The sequence below is a fragment of the Sphingobacteriaceae bacterium GW460-11-11-14-LB5 genome, from assembly GCA_002151545.1.
GTDB lineage: Bacteria > Bacteroidota > Bacteroidia > Sphingobacteriales > Sphingobacteriaceae > Pedobacter.
Genome location: CP021237.1, coordinates 2769898 through 2788515, shown reverse-complemented (window position 1 = coordinate 2788515; position 18618 = coordinate 2769898). Strand labels below are relative to the sequence as shown.

Sequence of the window (18618 nt, the reverse complement as noted above, 5' to 3'; positions counted from 1 at the left end):
CTACGAAACAAGGAAATAAGTGTACAACTCAATCCCTTGCAACGCCTGGGGGGCACTCAAAAAATTAAAAGAAAAATTAAAAACATTAGATGAAAAAGATAACCACACTTGCAGTTTTGGCAATATTGTTCATTAATCAGGCTTTTGCACAGGAAAAAGTATTTGCCAATTATTTCGATATTGAGGTAAACAGTCCGAAAAATACAGAAGTCATCGGACGCATCCATTTAGAGCGAAACAAAGATGTGCTCAGCAATCCCATTCCAAAAAGTTATCAGTTCGCCATTAGCAGCCAAAAAGATAATCTGTTCGCTATCAGCACGCGCTTCGATCCAGCCGGAAGAATTATGGGCATACTTAGCACCAAACAAAACCTCGATGGAAAGTTTTTGGGCAACCAGCAGCTGACTGTGGTTTTAAAAGACGGTGCTAAACAGCTTAATTCTTTTCCGGTGACGGTAAAAGTGGTTAAAGAAACCTTATGGCAAACCTTGTTTAACCGTTATAAAGATAAAACGATAACTACGGCAAACGGAAGAATGTTCGGGCGAAAAAAACCAACAGATGCCGAGGTAGAAAAAACAATTGAAAATTTAGAAGCCACTAAGGGCGAATTTACCCAATATGGCTTTTACCATAAAAATCCTGCAGTTTATAAACCTGTAGGCAAAAGCATAGAATACGATTGGGAAGCGGTTTCCAACAATATTGGAGGTTTGGGCTATGCCTACGCTACCTCAAAGAAATATGGTCCTGAAGGAAATCCTGCTGATCGGGAAAAGTTAAAAAAAGCAATTTATCTTGCCCTGATGGCCTATACCGAAGCGGTGCCGGTAGAAGGAAAAGATGTAATTATTGATGGAAAACCAATAGGAAATTGCACGGGTGATGGATTTTCGAACTTAAAACTGCACAACCTTCTTGAAGAACAGGTAGTAACCCACCAATGGGTAATTTCTGATGCCCTGATTGCCCCGGTAGTGCATTTAATGCCTAAAATAATGGCCGAAATGAAGCAGGGCGATAAGCAAGCTGAGCGTGTATATTACGATTTGGTACGTTTTTACCAAACTGCCATGGCAGAAGTAGCAAACAGAAGGGCGGTAAACGACCCAACGGAGCGTTGGGGGAAAATTACCGATACTTTACGGTCATCAGGCGCCTGGGCCGATGCCAACCTGGGCCACCGTAGCCGGATGATGCTGGCATTGCCCATTATGTGGGCAGATTATAACCGCCCAATGACCTACGTGCAATACTGGTATAGCGATTATTATAAAGATCAACCTTTTAAGGGAATGAGCTTCTCGCCGGGGTGGAGTCCGAATGGTGTGGTCGCTGATGTAGCCCATTGGATGACAAAGTATAAGGTGCCGGCCCACCAATATATTCAATCAGGTTTTCAGCCCGATGGTACGGTATCACATCATATTGCCAATGCGACTGATGCAGCGATGGTTGCCTATGGTTTCGAATGGTTAACCGATGCTTTTGTAGGTTTTAACCAGTTTAAAAACACCGATTTTAAATTACCTAATAGCGCTTATCAGTTTCCGGCAGATCGATTGGAAAGGGTATACCCTAAAATAATTTATAAAAACAGGTTCGATTTTTTAATTAGCGGAAGATCTTACGGAGAAGATTTGAAAAAATTCGTTACCCAAACTTACCTCGAAGCCATTGAAGATTTGAAAACAGCTGAAAGTGAAAATACAAAAATCAGTAACCAACCTGCACTGGATGATATTTACAATAAAATTAAAAGCAATACACACGAATATTCTGGAACCGATGCTTATTGGGTAAATGAGTTTTTAATACATCGCCGTGGCGAGGCCGAAAAGCCTTTTTATGTGTCGCTAAAATTGAAATCGAAACGCACCGTAGGTGCCGAAGATTTTGGAAAAGTGCGTAAGGCCTGGTATGCAGGTTATGGGATTTTACCTTTAAAAATAAAGGGTGACGAATATTCAGAAAAAGTTTTGGCCAATATGGATTGGCACGCCTTACCAGGTTTAACCGAAGAATGGCGCACTGATGCCATTCCGGGTGGACATGCCCAGGCTTCTTTGCCCGGCATTAATGAGGTGGCAGGAGTTACAGCAGATGGAAAAGAAGGTGTTGGGATCTATCATCATTTAACCGGCGAAAAGTACAGTTCGGCTACTGCTTTTAAAAGCTATTATTTTGTGGGCGATAAAATCATTGCCTTAGGCAATAACATTAAAAGATTGCGCCCGGGTCAGCAAAAAGATATTGTAACCACAGTAGATCAATCTTCATTAATCAATCCCTTAACCATTTTTCGTGATGGGAATAAAGAGGTCATCCAGCCTGGCGAAGTGGTTAATCTGAAATATGATATCAACGGTCCAATGTGGCTGCACAGCGGAGATAAGGGCTATATCATTTTCCCTGAAGGAAAAGAACAGTTAAACATTAAAACAGGTACAGCCATCAATATTACCGACCCAAGCATAGCCAGTAAAGTACCCAATTTTATCATATCCATTAACCATGGCTTAAATCCAGATGCTAGCAAAGGCTATTTCTATTGTTTAGTGCCCAATGTTACTGCCGATGAAATGAGCGCTGTATTAGAAAAGTACACCAAAGACATTGTTTATAAAAAAGATAACGATGCGCATGGCGTATACGTGGCAAGTGAAAAAACCTGGGAGCTGGCCTTTTTTAAACCCGCAAGCATTACCCTTGGTACTTTAACCGTAAAAGCCGAGTCGCCTGCTTTAATGATCCTGAAAGATCAAGGCGCCAAATGGAAACTGACGGTGAGCAATCCGGCTCCGACTATTGATAAACAGCAGTTGATATTTCATACTTCACAACAGCTAAAAGCAGGTAAATACGATTTTTCTTACGGCGGTATTTATCCACGCAAAGGGGAGTTTGTAACGGTTACCAACGAAGGAAACGGAAGTAAAATTGTAGCTGAACTTGCTGATAAAAGAGATGAAGCTTTTTATAATTATCAGGCCGAATTATATAACGGAGCACCGATAAGTATAGAAATTGATAAATAACATCTTACGGAGAAGTTTGATTTAATGCAGCAAATAGTAAAAATGAATACTAAAACATATTTAAAAAAAATAACAATTGGCGCAGTTGCCATGTTCGCGGCACTAAATGTTAGTGCCCAGTTAAGCGACAAAAAAATTGCGTCGATATTTGCACTTGAAAAAGTGTATTTGAACAATGCTTTTAAAACGGTACAGCAAACCGGAAAATTGCCACGCTCTACCCAAAAAGGTTTTCAGCCCATTGGCGATTGGACAAGTGGTTTTTATCCTGGTAATTTGTGGTTAACCTATGCGTTTACAAAGGATCAAGATATCCTTAAAAAAGCTGAATATGCTACTGCACTGGTTGAAAACAATAAATATTTTGATGGCGATCACGACATCGGTTTTATGATTTATTGCAGTTATGGCAACGGTTATCGCTTAACTAAAAATCCGAAATACAAGGCGGTAATTATCGAAGCATCCAAAACAGCAATTAAACGGTACAACTCAACAGTAAAATCGCTAATGTCATGGAATCCGGATCCAGCCAAAGATTGGAAATTCCCGGTAATTATTGATAACATGATGAACCTCGAACTGCTGTTAAAAGGCACCGAGTTTACAGGCGACAGTGTTTATTATCAGGTGGCCATCAACCACGCTAACACGACGATGAAGAACCAGTACCGGGCAGATTTTAGTTGCTCACATGTGGTAGATTACGATCCTCAAACCGGAAAAATGCGTAAACGCGACTGGAACAATGGCAATAACGATCCTGCCACTGCATCGTGGAGCCGTGGACAAAGCTGGGGATTGTATGGCTTTAGCTTTATGTACCAGTTAACCGGTAAAAAAGAGTATTTAAACCAAGCCGATGGTATTGCGTCTTACATTTTGAATAACAAAAATATGCCAAAAGATATGGTGCCTTACTGGGATTATCGTGCGCCAAAATATCCAGCCATGCGCGATGCTTCGGCAGGTGCTTTACTGGCATCGGGTTTGATGAAATTAGCAGACGTATCACCAGAAAACGCAGAAAAATATTTTAAAGCGGGAGAAAAGATCTTAACCAGTTTGGCCAGTGCGGCTTATTTAAATGAAAGCAAAAAAGGCATTTTTCTATTAAACCATGCTACCGGAAATTATTTAAAAAACTCTGAATTAGATGCAGGACTTATTTATGCCGATTACTATTTTTTAGAAGCCCTTTTGAAGTATCAGCAGCTAAAGAAAAAATTTGAAAATAAATAGAAGTAGACCTGCAGAAATTAAAATCAACATAACCAGAACATATGAACCTGATAAAAAATTTTTCACTAACCTTGTGCAGTACACTTTGTGTAATAAGTGGCTATGCACAAACCAATAATACGGATGGTATTCGGAAAATAGATTGGAGATTAAGCGAACAAAAAAGTATTCCTACCCCAAATCAGATTTTGGACCATAAATTCATCCCCATTGGTGATAAAGAACCCAATGGCAGTATTACAGAAGATCGTAAAAACCTGTACAAAGGCAATGTCGTTTATAAATTTAGTTGTACCGGCGAGGCCAATAGGATCGAACTATCTTCCACCTTTGGCACTAAGGAAAACCTAAAGGATTATTCAGATGATGACATCAAAGAATTGTCGGAAATTGGTGAAGCCTATATCAATTCGTTTCATGGCAATTACGGCGATGTTGTCGTATACGATTGGTATACCAGATTTCCTGAAGCAGAAGCGAAGGATAAGGGGGGAATTATCGCCCAAATCCATGGTCGTCCGGACAGAACACTATTGGTAAACCCGAAAGGTGAGCAAATTAAGGTGAGTATCAAAGAAATGAGGGCGATGTTAGATACCATGTATTTCGATTTGCACATCGGTAAAAGTAAAGCCACAAAAAAGCCAAACGGATGGCGGGTTGATGCCGCTGCAGGAGGTCCGATTGCCGAAATGAGCTATCGTCCGCCATATTTATATTTAATGGCCAGAGGTAGCGCGGAGCGTGTATCAGACAGCGAAACCAGAACAAGGCCATATCCTGGCAAGGTAGCGGTGGGAAAGGAAATTGGCGAGAAGGGTAAAACCGGGTTTTTGGCCTTTTCTGAACCGACCAGTTCGGTGCCCATTAATCAATGGGTTCATTTTAAAATGGAAATAAAATATAGTAAATACAGTAAAACAGCAGATCAGATTTTAGAAAAAGGATACATCAAAATGTGGATGGACGATAAAGTGCTTTGCGATATCAAAAACGTGAACATTGGCAAAAATGATGAGTTGGGGCCGTACTTTAAATACGGAATTTACAAACCCTTTAAAGGTGGTTTTACCGTAGAGCATTGTGGTTTTACAGAAATAATTAAGAAATAAACCGGATAGCGGTGGAGGGATATTGGTAATCAAAAAGATTTGGGCGTGCCCCAAGCTACGCAAGGGTCGGGCTATTCGCTGCAATCTTTTTGTTCGTACCTCACCAAAAGGATTTCCACTACTATCCCTCACGCAAGCAAAATACCAAAAAAAACAGCATTGTTCCATCGGTGGTATCTCCATCCGCCGAAACAAAATATAATTTAAATGAAAAACATACTGCTTATTGCCAGCTTTATTATTCCATCACTTTCTTTTGCGCAAAGTCCGAAAGAAAAAACTTTGCGCTGCAGTTACAATTTTAGCAACAAAGCAGAATTAAAAGACTGGGTTACAGAAGGCGAAGGCAAGGGATACATCAGGGACGGAAAACTAATCCTTGAACCCACTTATTTCCCTTTGCTTAAAAAATTAATGGATGAAGGTAAAATCTCAAAAAAGAATGATGCAAAGGAATACCAGCAGGTTGTAGAAAATGCCATGAAGCAGCAGTATGGTGATGAAATTTCACGCTATTATGCTACCGTTAATGAGAAAGAAGGTACTGCCGGCAACCAGCCACAGTTTTTAGGAGGAAGTTTTAATTTCTGGAATAAAAAATTTCCAACCGGTAAAAACTTTTCAATTGAATTCGATTTTAAAGCTTTGTACCCGGTACCATTACATATGGTTGTTTTTTCTACTTTAGGTACAAACGGGAAAAGCATTTTCGATAAAACATTTCCCCGGCGATACGGATTGTCTACCGAAATGATGGCCGGACAAATGAATAATTATCGTTTGTCTTTCTTCGAGCCTAACCGCAAAACGGCGAACCTCCGCAAGGCTCCGGGCCGCAAACTATTGTACGAGGGAGAAGATGTAATTTCTAAAAATCCAGATAAAACTTATCACTGCGAAATAAAAAAAACAGGTGGAGAAATCAGCTATATCGTTGATGGAAAAATTGTTTTTACCTACACAGATCATGAACCATTGGGAGGTGGAGCCTGGGGATTCAGGTTAATGCCTTGCGCCATTGCCGAATACGATAATATAAAGGTTTACGATCTTCCATAATGAATGATCGTTTGCTTGCTTAATGCCTGAAACATTTTGAATACAGATAATATCGATTTTAGAAATGCAAATGATAAAAAAAATACACCTCATCATACTGTCCTTGTTATTGGCTGCTTCAACTACTGTTAATGCCCAGGTGAAAAAGAAACTCATCTTCCAGTCTGATTTTTCCAAACCATTAGATTGTAACACCTGGATTGCTGAAATAGATAATATTCCGGGCCATACCTCTACGGTTTACACTTACAAAAATGCGATGGTTTTAGATACCTGGGGAGGCGTAACGGTTTGGCTCAACAAAAAACTAAGTGGTAACCTGCAAATAGAGTATGATCGGGTGCTGCGTATGGAAAAGGGCTGTAACGACCGCGTGAGCGATCTGAACCAGTTTTGGATGGCTACTGATCCTAAAAATGATACCCTATTTACCCGCCGTGGCAAATTTGACGAATATGACAACCTCTCTTTATATTATGTGGGGATGGGTGGATGGAACAATACCACAACCCGTTTCAGGAAATACCTGGCTGGCTCAAAACCGGTTATAAAAGAATATACTGATCTGGGACACTTGCTGGAGGCCGAAAAAGTGTATCACATTAAAACGATTGTAAAAAACGGCACTTCGAGCTTTTGGGTAAATGGCGAGTTATTTTTTAATTATACGGACCCGGCGCCACTCACATCAGGATATTTTGGTTTCAGGAGTTTGCAATCCAGACAGGAAATCAGGAATTTGAAAATTTATGCAATTGATTAGCAAACTACCTGTTATTGAAGACTGAAACACCCAAAATCTCGTGAAATTTGTCGGCTTATCAAAGTGAAATGACCAAACATCTTCCAACAGGTCTGCTACTGCCATATTTCATCAAACTTAAAACTAGTTTAAACATATCCTAAACATTCCCGAAATCCATCTGCCTAAATTGCATTACAATTAACCATATCCCACAAGCAATGTTTAAATCATATCATCGTTCTGCACAGAAAGTAACAATGAAATTTGCCTTATTAATGGCGTTATTTTTATCGGTGCAAACTGCTTTTGCACAAAATGGCGTAGCACAACTTTTTAAAGGTTTCTACCAATTTGCCGATGCCTACAAAGTAAAAAAGAATGAAACCGGTACTGGCACTGGTATTAAAACATTAGGCCTGAATGCCATTCGGCAACAAGGCAACAGGGAATTTCCTTATCCTACAAAAGGACATACCTTAATTGCCAATCCGCCGGTATTTACCTGGCCAATGGGCGATTATGAGCAGTACAAGGTTTTCCCCCCTCCGCCAAGCGACAAAAAATTAGATGAATATCTGCGCTACGATTTTCAATTGGGGCAAAGCAAAAATTTATCTGGCAAAGAAACCATTACGGCAAATGGCTTGCGGATGCCATTTTACAATAACCACAAAGCGCTGGCACCCGGAACCTGGTATTGGCGTTATCGTGTAGCGGGTAAACAATGGTCGCCGGTTTATGAAATTGATATTTTGCCCGGCGTACCAAAATTCGAATCGCCGAAAGAAGATGTAGCCATGCAAATGATTCCTGCACAACACCCACGTATTTTTAAGCCTTTAAACCTCAAAAACCCAACTGCTGATCAAGGCCAGCTGATGGCACAATACATCAGCAAAGCTGACGCGACTTTGGCTAAAAACATAGCCTCATATAAGGTAAAGGGAGAGGAAATTCCGGCCACAGCTAAACCTGAAGAAAAAGAACAGATTTTAAGATTCCGTTTACGTTATGAAGTGGAAGGCATATGTGCCGATATCCAAAATTTGTTGATGGCTTATGAGGTTACGCACAGTGATAAATATTTAAATCATGCACTGTTATTTGCAAAACATATTGTTTCTTTAAATGGTGTAGAAATGTATGAAATGGCCGATTTCTCTGCTTCAATGTCGATGGCTACGCTGGCAATGGCCTATGATATCGCCAATGACAAAATTCCGGCAGGTGATAAAAAACAATATGAAAATTTTATCACCCCTGTGGCCAAATTAATAATAGGTGAGGCTTTAAGGGAAAATATCGGCGCTGCCGATGGCCTGGTGGCTGAACATTTTTTTCAGCACATCTTTCACGATGTGTTTATTACGGCTATGGTGATGAAAAATCATCTGTCCGAAGCAGATGTTTGGTTCAATATGTTGTACAATATTGGCCTTTCGCGATCACCTGGTGGCGGATTTCTGGCCGATGGTGTTTGGGCTAACGGCAATATGGGCTATATGCATGTGAATATGGAATCGATGGTGGGCAGTTTTTTATTATACAAAGATTTGTTCAAGGTAAATACTTTCAGCCATCCTTATTATGTAAATTGTGCCAACGCTTTGGCTTATACTGTTCCCATTAAATCTGCCGGAGATGGTTTTGCAGATGGAAGTGAAGAATGGGCTCAGCTGAACAGGTTACGAACCGGATTTGCCTACATCCTCGGGCAGGAGCAAAACAATGCCTTTGCCATTAATTATGCCTATAAAATTTCCAACCAGTCGTTAGATAGTGTTTATCAGTTTAAGAATACCGATTTCTCAGAATATCGCCTGCAACATCAGCCTAAAAAAATAGCGCCCTTAAACTGGAAAGATATTCCACAGTCGGCAATTTTTCCGCAAAGTGGTATCGCCGTTATGAATACCGATGTGCTCAACGCCAAAAAGAATTTGTTCCTGTCGTTTTATAGTTCACCTTTTGGCGTGGGCTCGCATGGTATGGCCGAGCAAAATAGCTTTAATATCGTTTACAAAGGCAAACCGCTGTTTTATCCAACGGGTTACCGCATTACCACGCAGGATAAACATTACCTGCTGGCACAAAAACATAGCCGCGCTCGCAACACCATTACCGTTGATGGCAAAACACAGGGTTATGCGCAAAGCGATTATGGCTGGTTACCACGATATTTAGATGGTGAAAGCATAAGTTACGTAATGGGCGATGCGACTAACGCCTATAAAAAGATGGATTCGACAGCCCTGAACTGGATTACTGTACTTAAAAATGCCAATGCTTATACGGCTGAAAACGGCTTCATTATGAACGATGATGACGATCCTAAAGTAAGCAAATTCCGTAGGCACCTGGTGCTTTTACGTCCCAATATTGTAGTGGTTTATGACGACTTAGCAGCACAAAAACCAGTAACCTGGGCTTTCCAGCTCAATGGTTTGCAACGGGCCAATATGTCGTTAAATCCTAAAGACCAATCTTTAATTGCCCATACTGATAACGGCGATGCATCAGTAAATGTTTTTGGCAGTCTGCCCATGGCAAAAAGTTTGATAGATAGCTCTTTTGTTAAACCTTTCGATTGGTTGAATCCCCAAAGAGGCCGGCCGGCTAAGAAATTTGAGAAACAGCAATTTCAGTACAAGGTAGAAAACACCGGTAAAGCAAAGCAGATGCGTTTTTTAGCCGTGATACAAATAGATGAAAGTAATACTTTATCGTTCAAAAAAGTACAGCCAGATGCGAATGGAAATATTGTAATTGGCGATTATGTAATCAATGGGCAACTAAACCCGGAGCAGGAAGCCAGGTTAGAGATCGAAAACAAGTCAACCGGCGAATATTTATTGTATGGCCGATCAAATGGTGCGACAAAAGCACAGGGTCGTAAATTTTCGTTGAGCACCATATTGGTAAACAAAAATGGTTTACAGGAATCAATAGATCGTTACCCTATGATGGTTGCAGATAAGTAACAGATATCAAACTTTATCAGAATATGACCCGTAAAAATATGCTTCGCTCATTAGTGCTGATTTCCCTTAGCATTACAACTGTCAAAGCCCAGGAGCTTTCAAAACCTCTTTGGGAAAGTAAGCCACTGGCCGTGCCAGAATCTGTACTCTATAGTGCAAAAGAGAAAAAGCTCTATGTAAGTCTGATTGATGGGGCAGGAAATGTTAAGGATGGTAAAGGCGGGGTAGCTATGCTCCATACCGACGGCACCATCATCAATGCGAAATGGGTAGAAAATTTAAACGCCCCCAAAGGCCTGGCCCGGTATCGAAACACACTTTTTGTGGCCGATTTAACGGCATTGGTAAGTATAGATATAACCAGCGGTAAAATCATTAATAAGTTAGAAATCGACAGTGCCGTTTTCCTTAATGATGTAACCGTAGATGAAAAAGGTACGGTATATGTTTCAGATACCCGCACCAATAAAATCTATTGTGTAAAAAATGGGCGAGCTGAACTTTATCTCCAAAATGTACCAAATGCCAATGGCTTAAAATGGGTGAATTCAAACCTTTTTGTATTGGCCAATACCGAGCTATGGAAAATTGATAAACAAAAGAAAATAGTTGTTGTAGCCAAAGGTTTTGAAAAGGCAGGTGATGGTTTAGAACAGTTGAAAAACGGCGATTTTTTGGTTACCTGTTGGGCCGGACTAATCTACCACGTAAAAGCCAATGGTGAGATAAAAAAAATGCTGGATGTACAAGGTCAGATGAATACTGCCGATTTAGGTTATGATAAACAAACAGGTATGTTATATATTCCAACGTTTAACCACAACAGGGTGATGGCTTACCAGTTCCAGTAAAATTACCGGTCGTATTTCGCTAAAAAAAGTAATGACAATCCTGTAGAAAATCTTTAATCCCTGAAATGATCAGTTATGAACAGCATGATTAAACCTTCAAATGGTATCTTTTTGTATTTGGGTATCGTTCTAATTGCATTATCCGCTTGTCAAAAAAGCCCTGAATTAGCACCAGAAAAATTAGCTGGAGTACAGCAGTCTATACTTTCTACGCTGCCACCACCTCCTGTAGCCAATGGTCAGGCGGTATCAGTATCCATTAACCAGACACAGCCGGGTTTTACAATAGCTGATAATTTTGCCGGACTGAGTTACGAAACCAATTATATTGCCCGCGATCCCTCGTTTTTAAGAGCAGATAATGCCGTGCTTTTACAGATGATTCAGAACTTAGGGGCAAACGGAGTAATACGTATAGGCGGAGGCTCAAGTGACGAAACCATATGGACAAGTGGCCCTCGCTATAGCAATACAGGTATCGATTCGCTCACTACAACCGATATAAATCAATTGGCCGCATTTGTCAGTGCTACCGGTGGATGGAAGCTCATATTTGGCTTAAATATGGGGCATTACAATCCTTCGCTTAATGCAAAAGAAGCAGTATATGTATCGAACGCATTAGGTACAAACTTATATGCATTACAATTTGGCAATGAACCGGCAAGTCTCAGTGAAAGCGGTCTTCGCCCCCCAGGTTATGATGTAAATGGTTATATGGCCGACTGGAGCGTTTACCGCGATTCGGTACGCAACCGTTTACCCCTTGCCCCGCTGGCAGGGCCTGACGTAAGCAAGATGACCAATAGTATCTCTGTTTTTTCAAAGCCATTTGCCGATAATCTCCATGCAGATATCAAATTACTTTCAGGCCATTACTATGGCAACGGTTATTCACCTATTGTAGCAACCGATCCCGAATCAGTTTTTGATTCCATTACTTCTATAAAAACCTATAAAACCACGCCCGTACAATTGGGTAAAATCAATACACTTGCCACCTCATACAGCCTTCCTTACCGTATTACGGAATGTGGCAGCGTGTCTAAAGGTGGCGTAGCAGGCATTAGCGATGCTTTTGGTTCGGCATTATGGGCTTTGGATTTTATGTGGCAGGTTGCTGTCAATAATGGACGCGGAGTTGATTTTCACGGCAGCGCCACATCAAACTATACACCTATAGCAAGAACAAATGGAGCCATAGTACCGCGTCCAACTTATTATGCCATGCTCGCCTTTAAATATGGCGGAGGTAGTGGAAGCCAAATATTGCCAGCTACGCTAACTGCTAACGGCAAGTTGTGTACTGCATATGCCTGTACCAAAAACGGAAAAACTTATGTTACGATGGTGAACAGAGATCAATCTGATTTATCGTACACAGTAAACCTTAGCAACGCTGCAACACAAATGACACTCTATCGGCTTACAGCAGCTTCAATTGCTGCAAAAACAGGAATTACTTTTGGAGGCGCTACCGTTAGTGCCAGTGGTACTTTTTCAGCTGGTGCCGGAGAACAGTATGCCGTAGGCGCTAATACCACTGTAGTTAACGTACCCGCACGCACAGCAGTAGTAGTGGTATTTGAATAAAAAACGAATAAGAAAAGATAAAACTAAATAATGATAATAATTAAAATACTTAGAAAAACATTTGTAGCAGGTATTCTGTTGGTATGCTCATCTGCATATTCGCAGCAGAAACCCAATGTAATAATAGTCCTGACCGATGATATGGGCTATAGCGACATTTCATGTTATGGCAGCCCGTTAATCAATACACCGTTTTTGGACGGTATGGCAAAAAAAGGGGTTTTAGCCACCAATTTTGTCACCACATCACCTACTTGTTCACCATCGCGTGCTTCGTTAATTACCGGAAGATATTGTACCCGTACCAATTTGGTTTGGCCGGTAGGACCAGGTGAAGCGCCCGGACTAAAGGCAGGAGAAGTAACTATTGCTGAAATGCTGAAACCTGCAGGTTATAAAACGGCAGTAATCGGGAAATGGCATATGGGCGATCATGGTGAATATTTACCTAACCAACAAGGTTTTGATTTATTTTACGGCATGTTATACAGTCATGATTACCGTGCGCCCTATGTAAAAACAGATACCGTAATCAAAATTTTCAGAAACACACGACCAGAAATTTATAAACCTGAAGATACCACGTTAACAGGATTATACACCAAAGAAAGCATCAGGTTTGTTAACGAATCAGCCGCTCAAAAAAAACCGTTTTTTCTATACCTTACGTACAATATGCCGCATTTGCCGGTGGGTTTGGCAGCAAAAAAGAATGGTTTGCATTCTGCCGGCGGGGCATTAGGTAACGTAATAGAAGATATGGATGAGTCGATGGCCAAACTTTGGCAAACGCTTGAAAAAAACGGACAGGCTAATCATACCATTTTCATTTTTACCAGCGATAACGGACCATGGCTAAATGCACCGGAAAGAATGTTCGAAGATGGAATTACTCAGCCCTATCATATCGGCACTGCAGGTATCTTCAGAGGTTCGAAAGGCATTTCTTACGAAGCCGGACATCGTGTACCTTTTATCGTTTATTATAAAGGCCATACCTTGACAAACGCTGTGATCAGAACACCATTATCTAATATTGATATGCTGCCAACCATTGCCGATTGGACAGGTGCAAAATTGCCGAATTATACTTTAGATGGCGAATCGGTAAAAAACTTATTAAGCATTAAAAATTACAATAAGCCACATCAACCTATTTATTATGTAAACCGTGTTTTAGAGGGCGTTAAAGATGGCGAATGGAAATTAAGGGTAACTGAAAAAGACGGCAAGAAACTGAATGAATTGTATAACCTTTCAGAAGATCCGGCAGAAAGGGTAAACCTATTTGATAAACCAGCCTACAAAGTGCAGCAAGCACACCTGATTAAATTGTTTGGTCAGTATCCGGGATAATTAATCGTGTTATAAAGCTTTGTAACAAATATGAAAGGGGCCGGTTGTTAAAGGTTTTAAACCTGTTTTTCAATCGGCAACTGGCCTTTTTCATCAAAACTGCATTTATTTTAACCATATTCTAAACCCATTTTGCACAGGTATAGCTAAATTCGTTATCAGAAACGATTCGAGAAATGAAATATAACATCCTTAGCCTGTTGTTTTTTTTAGCTGCAGTAGCCAACGCCCAAAGCACCAGTAAACCCAATATCCTCATCATCATGACCGATCAGCAAACTGCTGATGCGATGAGTATTGCCGGTAATAAAGATCTGCATACCCCAGCCATGGATAAACTGGCAAAAAACGGGGTTCGTTTTACCAAAGCCTATTGCGCACAGCCATTGTGTACACCTTCGCGCACGGCTATTTTTAGTGGTAAAATGCCTTTCGAAACAGGTTTTGTGGGTAATTCGCCTGAAAAAGACGGCTTATGGGCCGATAGCCTGTTGACCATGGGTAAGATTTTTCAGAACGGAGGTTATAAAACAGGTTACGTAGGGAAGTGGCACCTGCCAATTCCTACCAAAAAGATAAAACAACATGGTTTCGAATACATCCAGAATACTAATTTTTTAGATTACAACGATGCTGCAACGCCTTCCTTTTGCGCCAGTTTTATCAAAGAAAACAAAAACAATCCATTTCTGCTGGTAGCCTCGTTTTTAAATCCACACGATATCTGTGAATGGGCAAGGGATGAAGAATTGAAAATGGATGTATTGGAAAACGCTCCATCGCCTGATCAGTGCCCGCAACTACCTGCCAACTGGAAAATTCCGGATGATGAGCCGAAAGTACTCCGCGAACTACAAAAAACGGTCGGCCTGCGGACCTATCCTTCGGTAAATTATTCGCCGGAAAAATGGCGCCAGTATCGCTGGGCCTACAACCGTTTGGTCGAAAAAGTAGATAAATACATTGAAATGGTGATGGCTTCGCTTAAAAAATATGGCGTAGAGAAAAACACGATCATCATTTTTACCGCCGACCACGGCGATGGTTATGCTGGCCACAGCTGGAACCAAAAACAGATTTTATACGAAGAAGCAGCTAAAATACCTTTTATCATTGCCAAAATGGATGGTTCTATAAAGAGCCGTACCGACGATATGTTGGTGTGTAACGGTACAGATATCATTCCGACCATTTGTGGCCTAACCGGTGTGCAAAAACCAGCTGATTTAAAAGGTGTAGATATCAGTAAACGATTAACAAATCCTGAGAAGAATTTACGTGATACTTTGGTCATAGAAACTGATTTTGCCGATAATGATCAGCTTTTGGGAATTAATGGCAGAGCGGTAATCACCAAAGATTTTAAGTACATCGTTTATAATCAAGGCGAAATCAAAGAACAGTTGTTTGATTTGAGCAAAGATCCCGGAGAAATGAGCAACCTGGTAAAAAATACAGCTTACAAAAAGAAATTAATGGCTATGCGTGCCTATTTAAAACAATGGTGCAAAACAAACGGTGATAAGTTTACGGCAGGTTTATAGGTTTTCTCCGTTTTGATGACCAGCACTTTGCCGTAAATGATTTGCGTGAGGCCGCCTGACGCATGGGACGTAAAGGAGGTTGTCGGGCAGGGATAGCAGCGGAAAGCCCACAGCGTAGCGAGGACTTGCAGCGAATAGCCCGACCCGCAGGGGCACGCCAAATAAAAAAGAATAAAACATTAAACGCAGCAGCAGAACTGATGAAAAAAATAATCATCCTCATCTTATCCCTATTTTCACTAAGCTCTTTTGCTCAGCAGAGGCCTGCAGTTATTAAATTAACAGCAGAAAAACTGCACGCCCGTGTCCGAGAATGGCCTTATCCGGTAAACGGAATTACCGTTCCTACCAATGCGCCTGCCTTGATGTGGCCGGCCACCAATGGCAAAAATATAGTTACCCCCATGGAGAGCGGGAGTGAAGTACCCGAAGATCCAGCCATTGGCAATGTGCGCTATAAAGTTGTGCTGGCCACTGATAAAGATTTTAAAAACAATGTAATTACCGGTGCCGAGCAGCGTTGGGCAGTTTATCCTTTACATCAGGCCTTAAAACCTGGTCAATGGTTCTGGAAATACAGCTATGCTTTAAAAGGAAGTGATAAATGGATCTGGTCGCCGGTTTATCATTTTGTGGTTGATGCCAAATATGCCAATCAAAAGGTGGCGCCGCCAATCACTGAGGTCTTAAAACGCAATGAAGGCCAGCATCCCTTACTGTGGGGCATGCATCGCATAGGTGAAGATTTTTATAAAAATAACCTCCAGAATCCCGAGGCCAAAAAGTTTATCGTTTTTGCCACAAGGCTGATGGATGCACCGCTGCCTGCCGAAAAACCAATGCGGGTAATCGATACTGCAGATAAAAGTACAATAGAGAAAAAAATACTCGAAACCCGCATGTATCATGGTTTTGGCGATTTTGTAGGTAAACCGATCAGCAATCTGTGTATTGCTTATCAGTTAAGTAAAGACAAACGTTTTATTCTGGATGCCAAACGCAGGGCTTTGAACATCATCAATATGGATCCCAATGCCCCGGCCACGGGTAGCGATTTTAACAATGGTGTGGTGCTGGAAGCTTTGGGCTGGTTTTACGACGCGGGTTATGATTTCTTAAGCCCACAGGAAAAAGAAATGTTTAAGAAGGCCATTACCATACGTGCAAAACTGGTGTACGATCATTTGCCCAATCGTTTCGAACTTCATGTAAGTGACAACCACGTATGGCAAATTACGATGGCCAACCTCGCCATTGCTACCGTAGCCGTAATAAACGATGTACCCGAAGCCAAAGAATGGTTAACTTACCTGTACGAAGTTTGGACAGCAAGATTTCCGGTTTTAGGCACTACCGATGGGGGCTGGCATGAGGCTAATGGCTATTTTATGGTAAACTTCAGGTCTATTATTTATCTGTCGCAAATGTTTGGCGATTTTAGTGGTGTAAATTATTTTAACCTGCCATGGATGCAAAACCTGCCCTATTATATGTTATACACCAATCCGGTGGGGGCTGGTAATACGGCCACCGGCGATATGTGGGAGAAATACCCAACTGGTGGCAGGGGGCAGGCCTGGTTTACCGATGCACTAACTTTCAAGATTGATAATCCTTATTTAAACTGGTATGTTGACGAAGCTAAGAAACGCAATCCCAAATATTTTACCGGTACTGACGAATATCTTTTATACCGATTGCTGAATTATAAGCCTGATCGGAAATTGCAGGTAACCTCGCCAGCAAATTTACCCAAAACCCGCAAATTTGCTGATGTAGGCGTGGTCGCGATGTACCAGGATTTGGCAAATCCCGATAAAAGTTTAAGCAGCTTTTTGTTGAGCAATCCCTTTGGTTCTTCAGGCCACGGCCATGCCTCGCAAAATGCCTTTACCATTAATTATAAGGGCAAAATTATTTTCGGCGGCGCCGGATATTACAGCAATTTCAGCGACAAGCATAATTTGCTTAACTACCGTTCAACAAAATCTTATAATACCATTCTGGCCGATAGCCTGAACCAAAAACTGGGCGAAGAAGGTTATGGCTGGATACCCCGTGCCATTTCCGGCCATCACATTCAGTACGCTTTGGGCGATGCCAGCAATGCCTATGGCGATATTAAAAGCGAATTTTGGTTAAACCGGTTTGAGCAAATCAACCTCAAACCAGGCAAAGCCAATGGTTACGGCGAAAGTGGTGTAACCTTATACCGCAGGCATATGTTGCAGTTAGATGGCGGTTATATTGTGCTCTATGATGAGCTGGAAGCTGATAAGCCTGTAAAATGGACAACACAGTTCCATACCCCGTATTATACCATCAAGGCGGATCAAAGCGGCAAAGCCAACCAGCAAAATTTTACCGTAACAAACGATGTGGGCAACGTAACGGCCAGTATATTTGCCAACAGCGCCTTAAAAATGAATGTACACGATCAGTTTTACGAACAGCCTTTAAACTGGAACAAACTTACTGACGCTGATGGAAAATTGATTGAATACACGAACCAATGGCATGCCGGTATCACCTCTTTACCGGCCCAAAAATTCAGGTACTTAACCATTATACAAATTAAAGACGGAAAACCGGAGGTAATTAAAACCATTACAGCTGTGAATGGCCTGACTCATTTAAAAGTTGGCAACTGGGATATACAGGCACAACTGGATGGAAATAAAACCGCTGCCCTGCAGGTTTTTGATAAACAATTAGCGTCCTTGTTTAATTACGGAAACCTGCCTGTTGTGTATCGCAATAAAGCCTATCGTACTCAAATTAAGAACAGCAGTTTATTATTGGAAATGAAGGGTGCTCAAATGAACAAACAAGAAGTAGTGGATGAACTGCCGGATGTGGTTAAGTTCGATCCCGAATCAAAATAACAGTTCAATATGAAAATAAAATACAGCTACATGCACTAAAATATGACCCGATGCAGCTGTTTACTTAAGCTAAACTTTATGTAGTATTATTTTTTTGTAAAAACCAGTTAAACAACATCATACCTATGGATGTATTGCTGATTTGGCATTAATTAAGGTTGTTGTATGGTGCCTCTGGCAGCATCACTTGCATTAATGTCTGTTTTTTA

The 18618-nt window shown here is 41.1% G+C and carries 11 protein-coding genes; all 11 read left to right on the top strand.

What is annotated here, in order from left to right; translation table 11 throughout:
• Positions 1 to 89 precede the first annotated feature (89 nt).
• The 11 genes from CA265_11265 to CA265_11215 all read left to right on the top strand — a co-directional run bounded on the left by CA265_11265 (position 90) and on the right by CA265_11215 (position 18409).
• The gene (locus tag CA265_11265) at positions 90 to 3041 is read left to right on the top strand and encodes a silent information regulator protein Sir2 (protein ID ARS40199.1); all 2952 of its coding nucleotides are present in this window, start codon (positions 90 to 92) and stop codon (positions 3039 to 3041) included.
• A gap of 42 nt (positions 3042 to 3083) precedes the next feature.
• Positions 3084 to 4283, top strand: a complete 1200-nt coding sequence (locus CA265_11260; protein ID ARS40198.1) for a glucuronyl hydrolase — start codon at positions 3084 to 3086, stop codon at positions 4281 to 4283.
• 41 nt (positions 4284 to 4324) lie between these two features.
• Complete coding sequence (locus CA265_11255) at positions 4325 to 5395, top strand: hypothetical protein (GenBank protein ID ARS40197.1); 1071 nt, start codon at positions 4325 to 4327, stop codon at positions 5393 to 5395.
• Between the two features lie 207 nt (positions 5396 to 5602).
• Positions 5603 to 6454 (top strand): hypothetical protein, encoded by an 852-nt coding sequence (locus tag CA265_11250; GenBank protein ARS40196.1) that lies wholly within the window; start codon positions 5603 to 5605, stop codon positions 6452 to 6454.
• 70 nt (positions 6455 to 6524) lie between these two features.
• Positions 6525 to 7217, top strand: coding sequence for a hypothetical protein (locus tag CA265_11245; protein ID ARS42964.1), 693 nt, complete (start codon positions 6525 to 6527; stop codon positions 7215 to 7217).
• A 200-nt stretch (positions 7218 to 7417) separates the two neighbouring features.
• Positions 7418 to 10180 carry a hypothetical protein gene (locus CA265_11240; GenBank protein ID ARS40195.1) on the top strand — a complete coding sequence of 921 codons (2763 nt, stop codon included), beginning with the start codon at positions 7418 to 7420 and terminating at the stop codon, positions 10178 to 10180.
• A 23-nt stretch (positions 10181 to 10203) separates the two neighbouring features.
• Positions 10204 to 11031, top strand: a complete 828-nt coding sequence (locus CA265_11235; protein ARS40194.1) for an ATP-binding protein — start codon at positions 10204 to 10206, stop codon at positions 11029 to 11031.
• Positions 11032 to 11106: 75 nt separating this feature from the next.
• Positions 11107 to 12624, top strand: a complete 1518-nt coding sequence (locus CA265_11230; GenBank protein ID ARS40193.1) for a hypothetical protein — start codon at positions 11107 to 11109, stop codon at positions 12622 to 12624.
• A gap of 30 nt (positions 12625 to 12654) precedes the next feature.
• Complete coding sequence (locus CA265_11225) at positions 12655 to 13980, top strand: sulfatase (GenBank protein ID ARS40192.1); 1326 nt, start codon at positions 12655 to 12657, stop codon at positions 13978 to 13980.
• Positions 13981 to 14156: 176 nt separating this feature from the next.
• A complete protein-coding gene (locus tag CA265_11220; protein ID ARS40191.1) occupies positions 14157 to 15524 on the top strand; it encodes a sulfatase in 1368 nt (455 codons plus the stop codon).
• A gap of 200 nt (positions 15525 to 15724) precedes the next feature.
• Complete coding sequence (locus CA265_11215) at positions 15725 to 18409, top strand: heparinase (GenBank protein ARS42963.1); 2685 nt, start codon at positions 15725 to 15727, stop codon at positions 18407 to 18409.
• The last annotated feature ends 209 nt before the right edge of the window (positions 18410 to 18618 follow it).

Bases quoted from the DNA above. Each gene is read 5' to 3' on its own strand.
- CA265_11215 (ARS42963.1), top strand. From the start codon at position 15,725: ATGAAAAAAATAATCATCCTCATCTTATCCCTATTTTCACTAAGCTCT.
- CA265_11220 (ARS40191.1), top strand. From the start codon at position 14,157: ATGAAATATAACATCCTTAGCCTGTTGTTTTTTTTAGCTGCAGTAGCC.
- CA265_11240 (ARS40195.1), top strand. From the start codon at position 7,418: ATGTTTAAATCATATCATCGTTCTGCACAGAAAGTAACAATGAAATTT.
- CA265_11250 (ARS40196.1), top strand. From the start codon at position 5,603: ATGAAAAACATACTGCTTATTGCCAGCTTTATTATTCCATCACTTTCT.
- CA265_11235 (ARS40194.1), top strand. From the start codon at position 10,204: ATGACCCGTAAAAATATGCTTCGCTCATTAGTGCTGATTTCCCTTAGC.
- CA265_11255 (ARS40197.1), top strand. From the start codon at position 4,325: ATGAACCTGATAAAAAATTTTTCACTAACCTTGTGCAGTACACTTTGT.
- CA265_11230 (ARS40193.1), top strand. From the start codon at position 11,107: ATGAACAGCATGATTAAACCTTCAAATGGTATCTTTTTGTATTTGGGT.
- CA265_11265 (ARS40199.1), top strand. From the start codon at position 90: ATGAAAAAGATAACCACACTTGCAGTTTTGGCAATATTGTTCATTAAT.
- CA265_11245 (ARS42964.1), top strand. From the start codon at position 6,525: ATGATAAAAAAAATACACCTCATCATACTGTCCTTGTTATTGGCTGCT.
- CA265_11260 (ARS40198.1), top strand. From the start codon at position 3,084: ATGAATACTAAAACATATTTAAAAAAAATAACAATTGGCGCAGTTGCC.
- CA265_11225 (ARS40192.1), top strand. From the start codon at position 12,655: ATGATAATAATTAAAATACTTAGAAAAACATTTGTAGCAGGTATTCTG.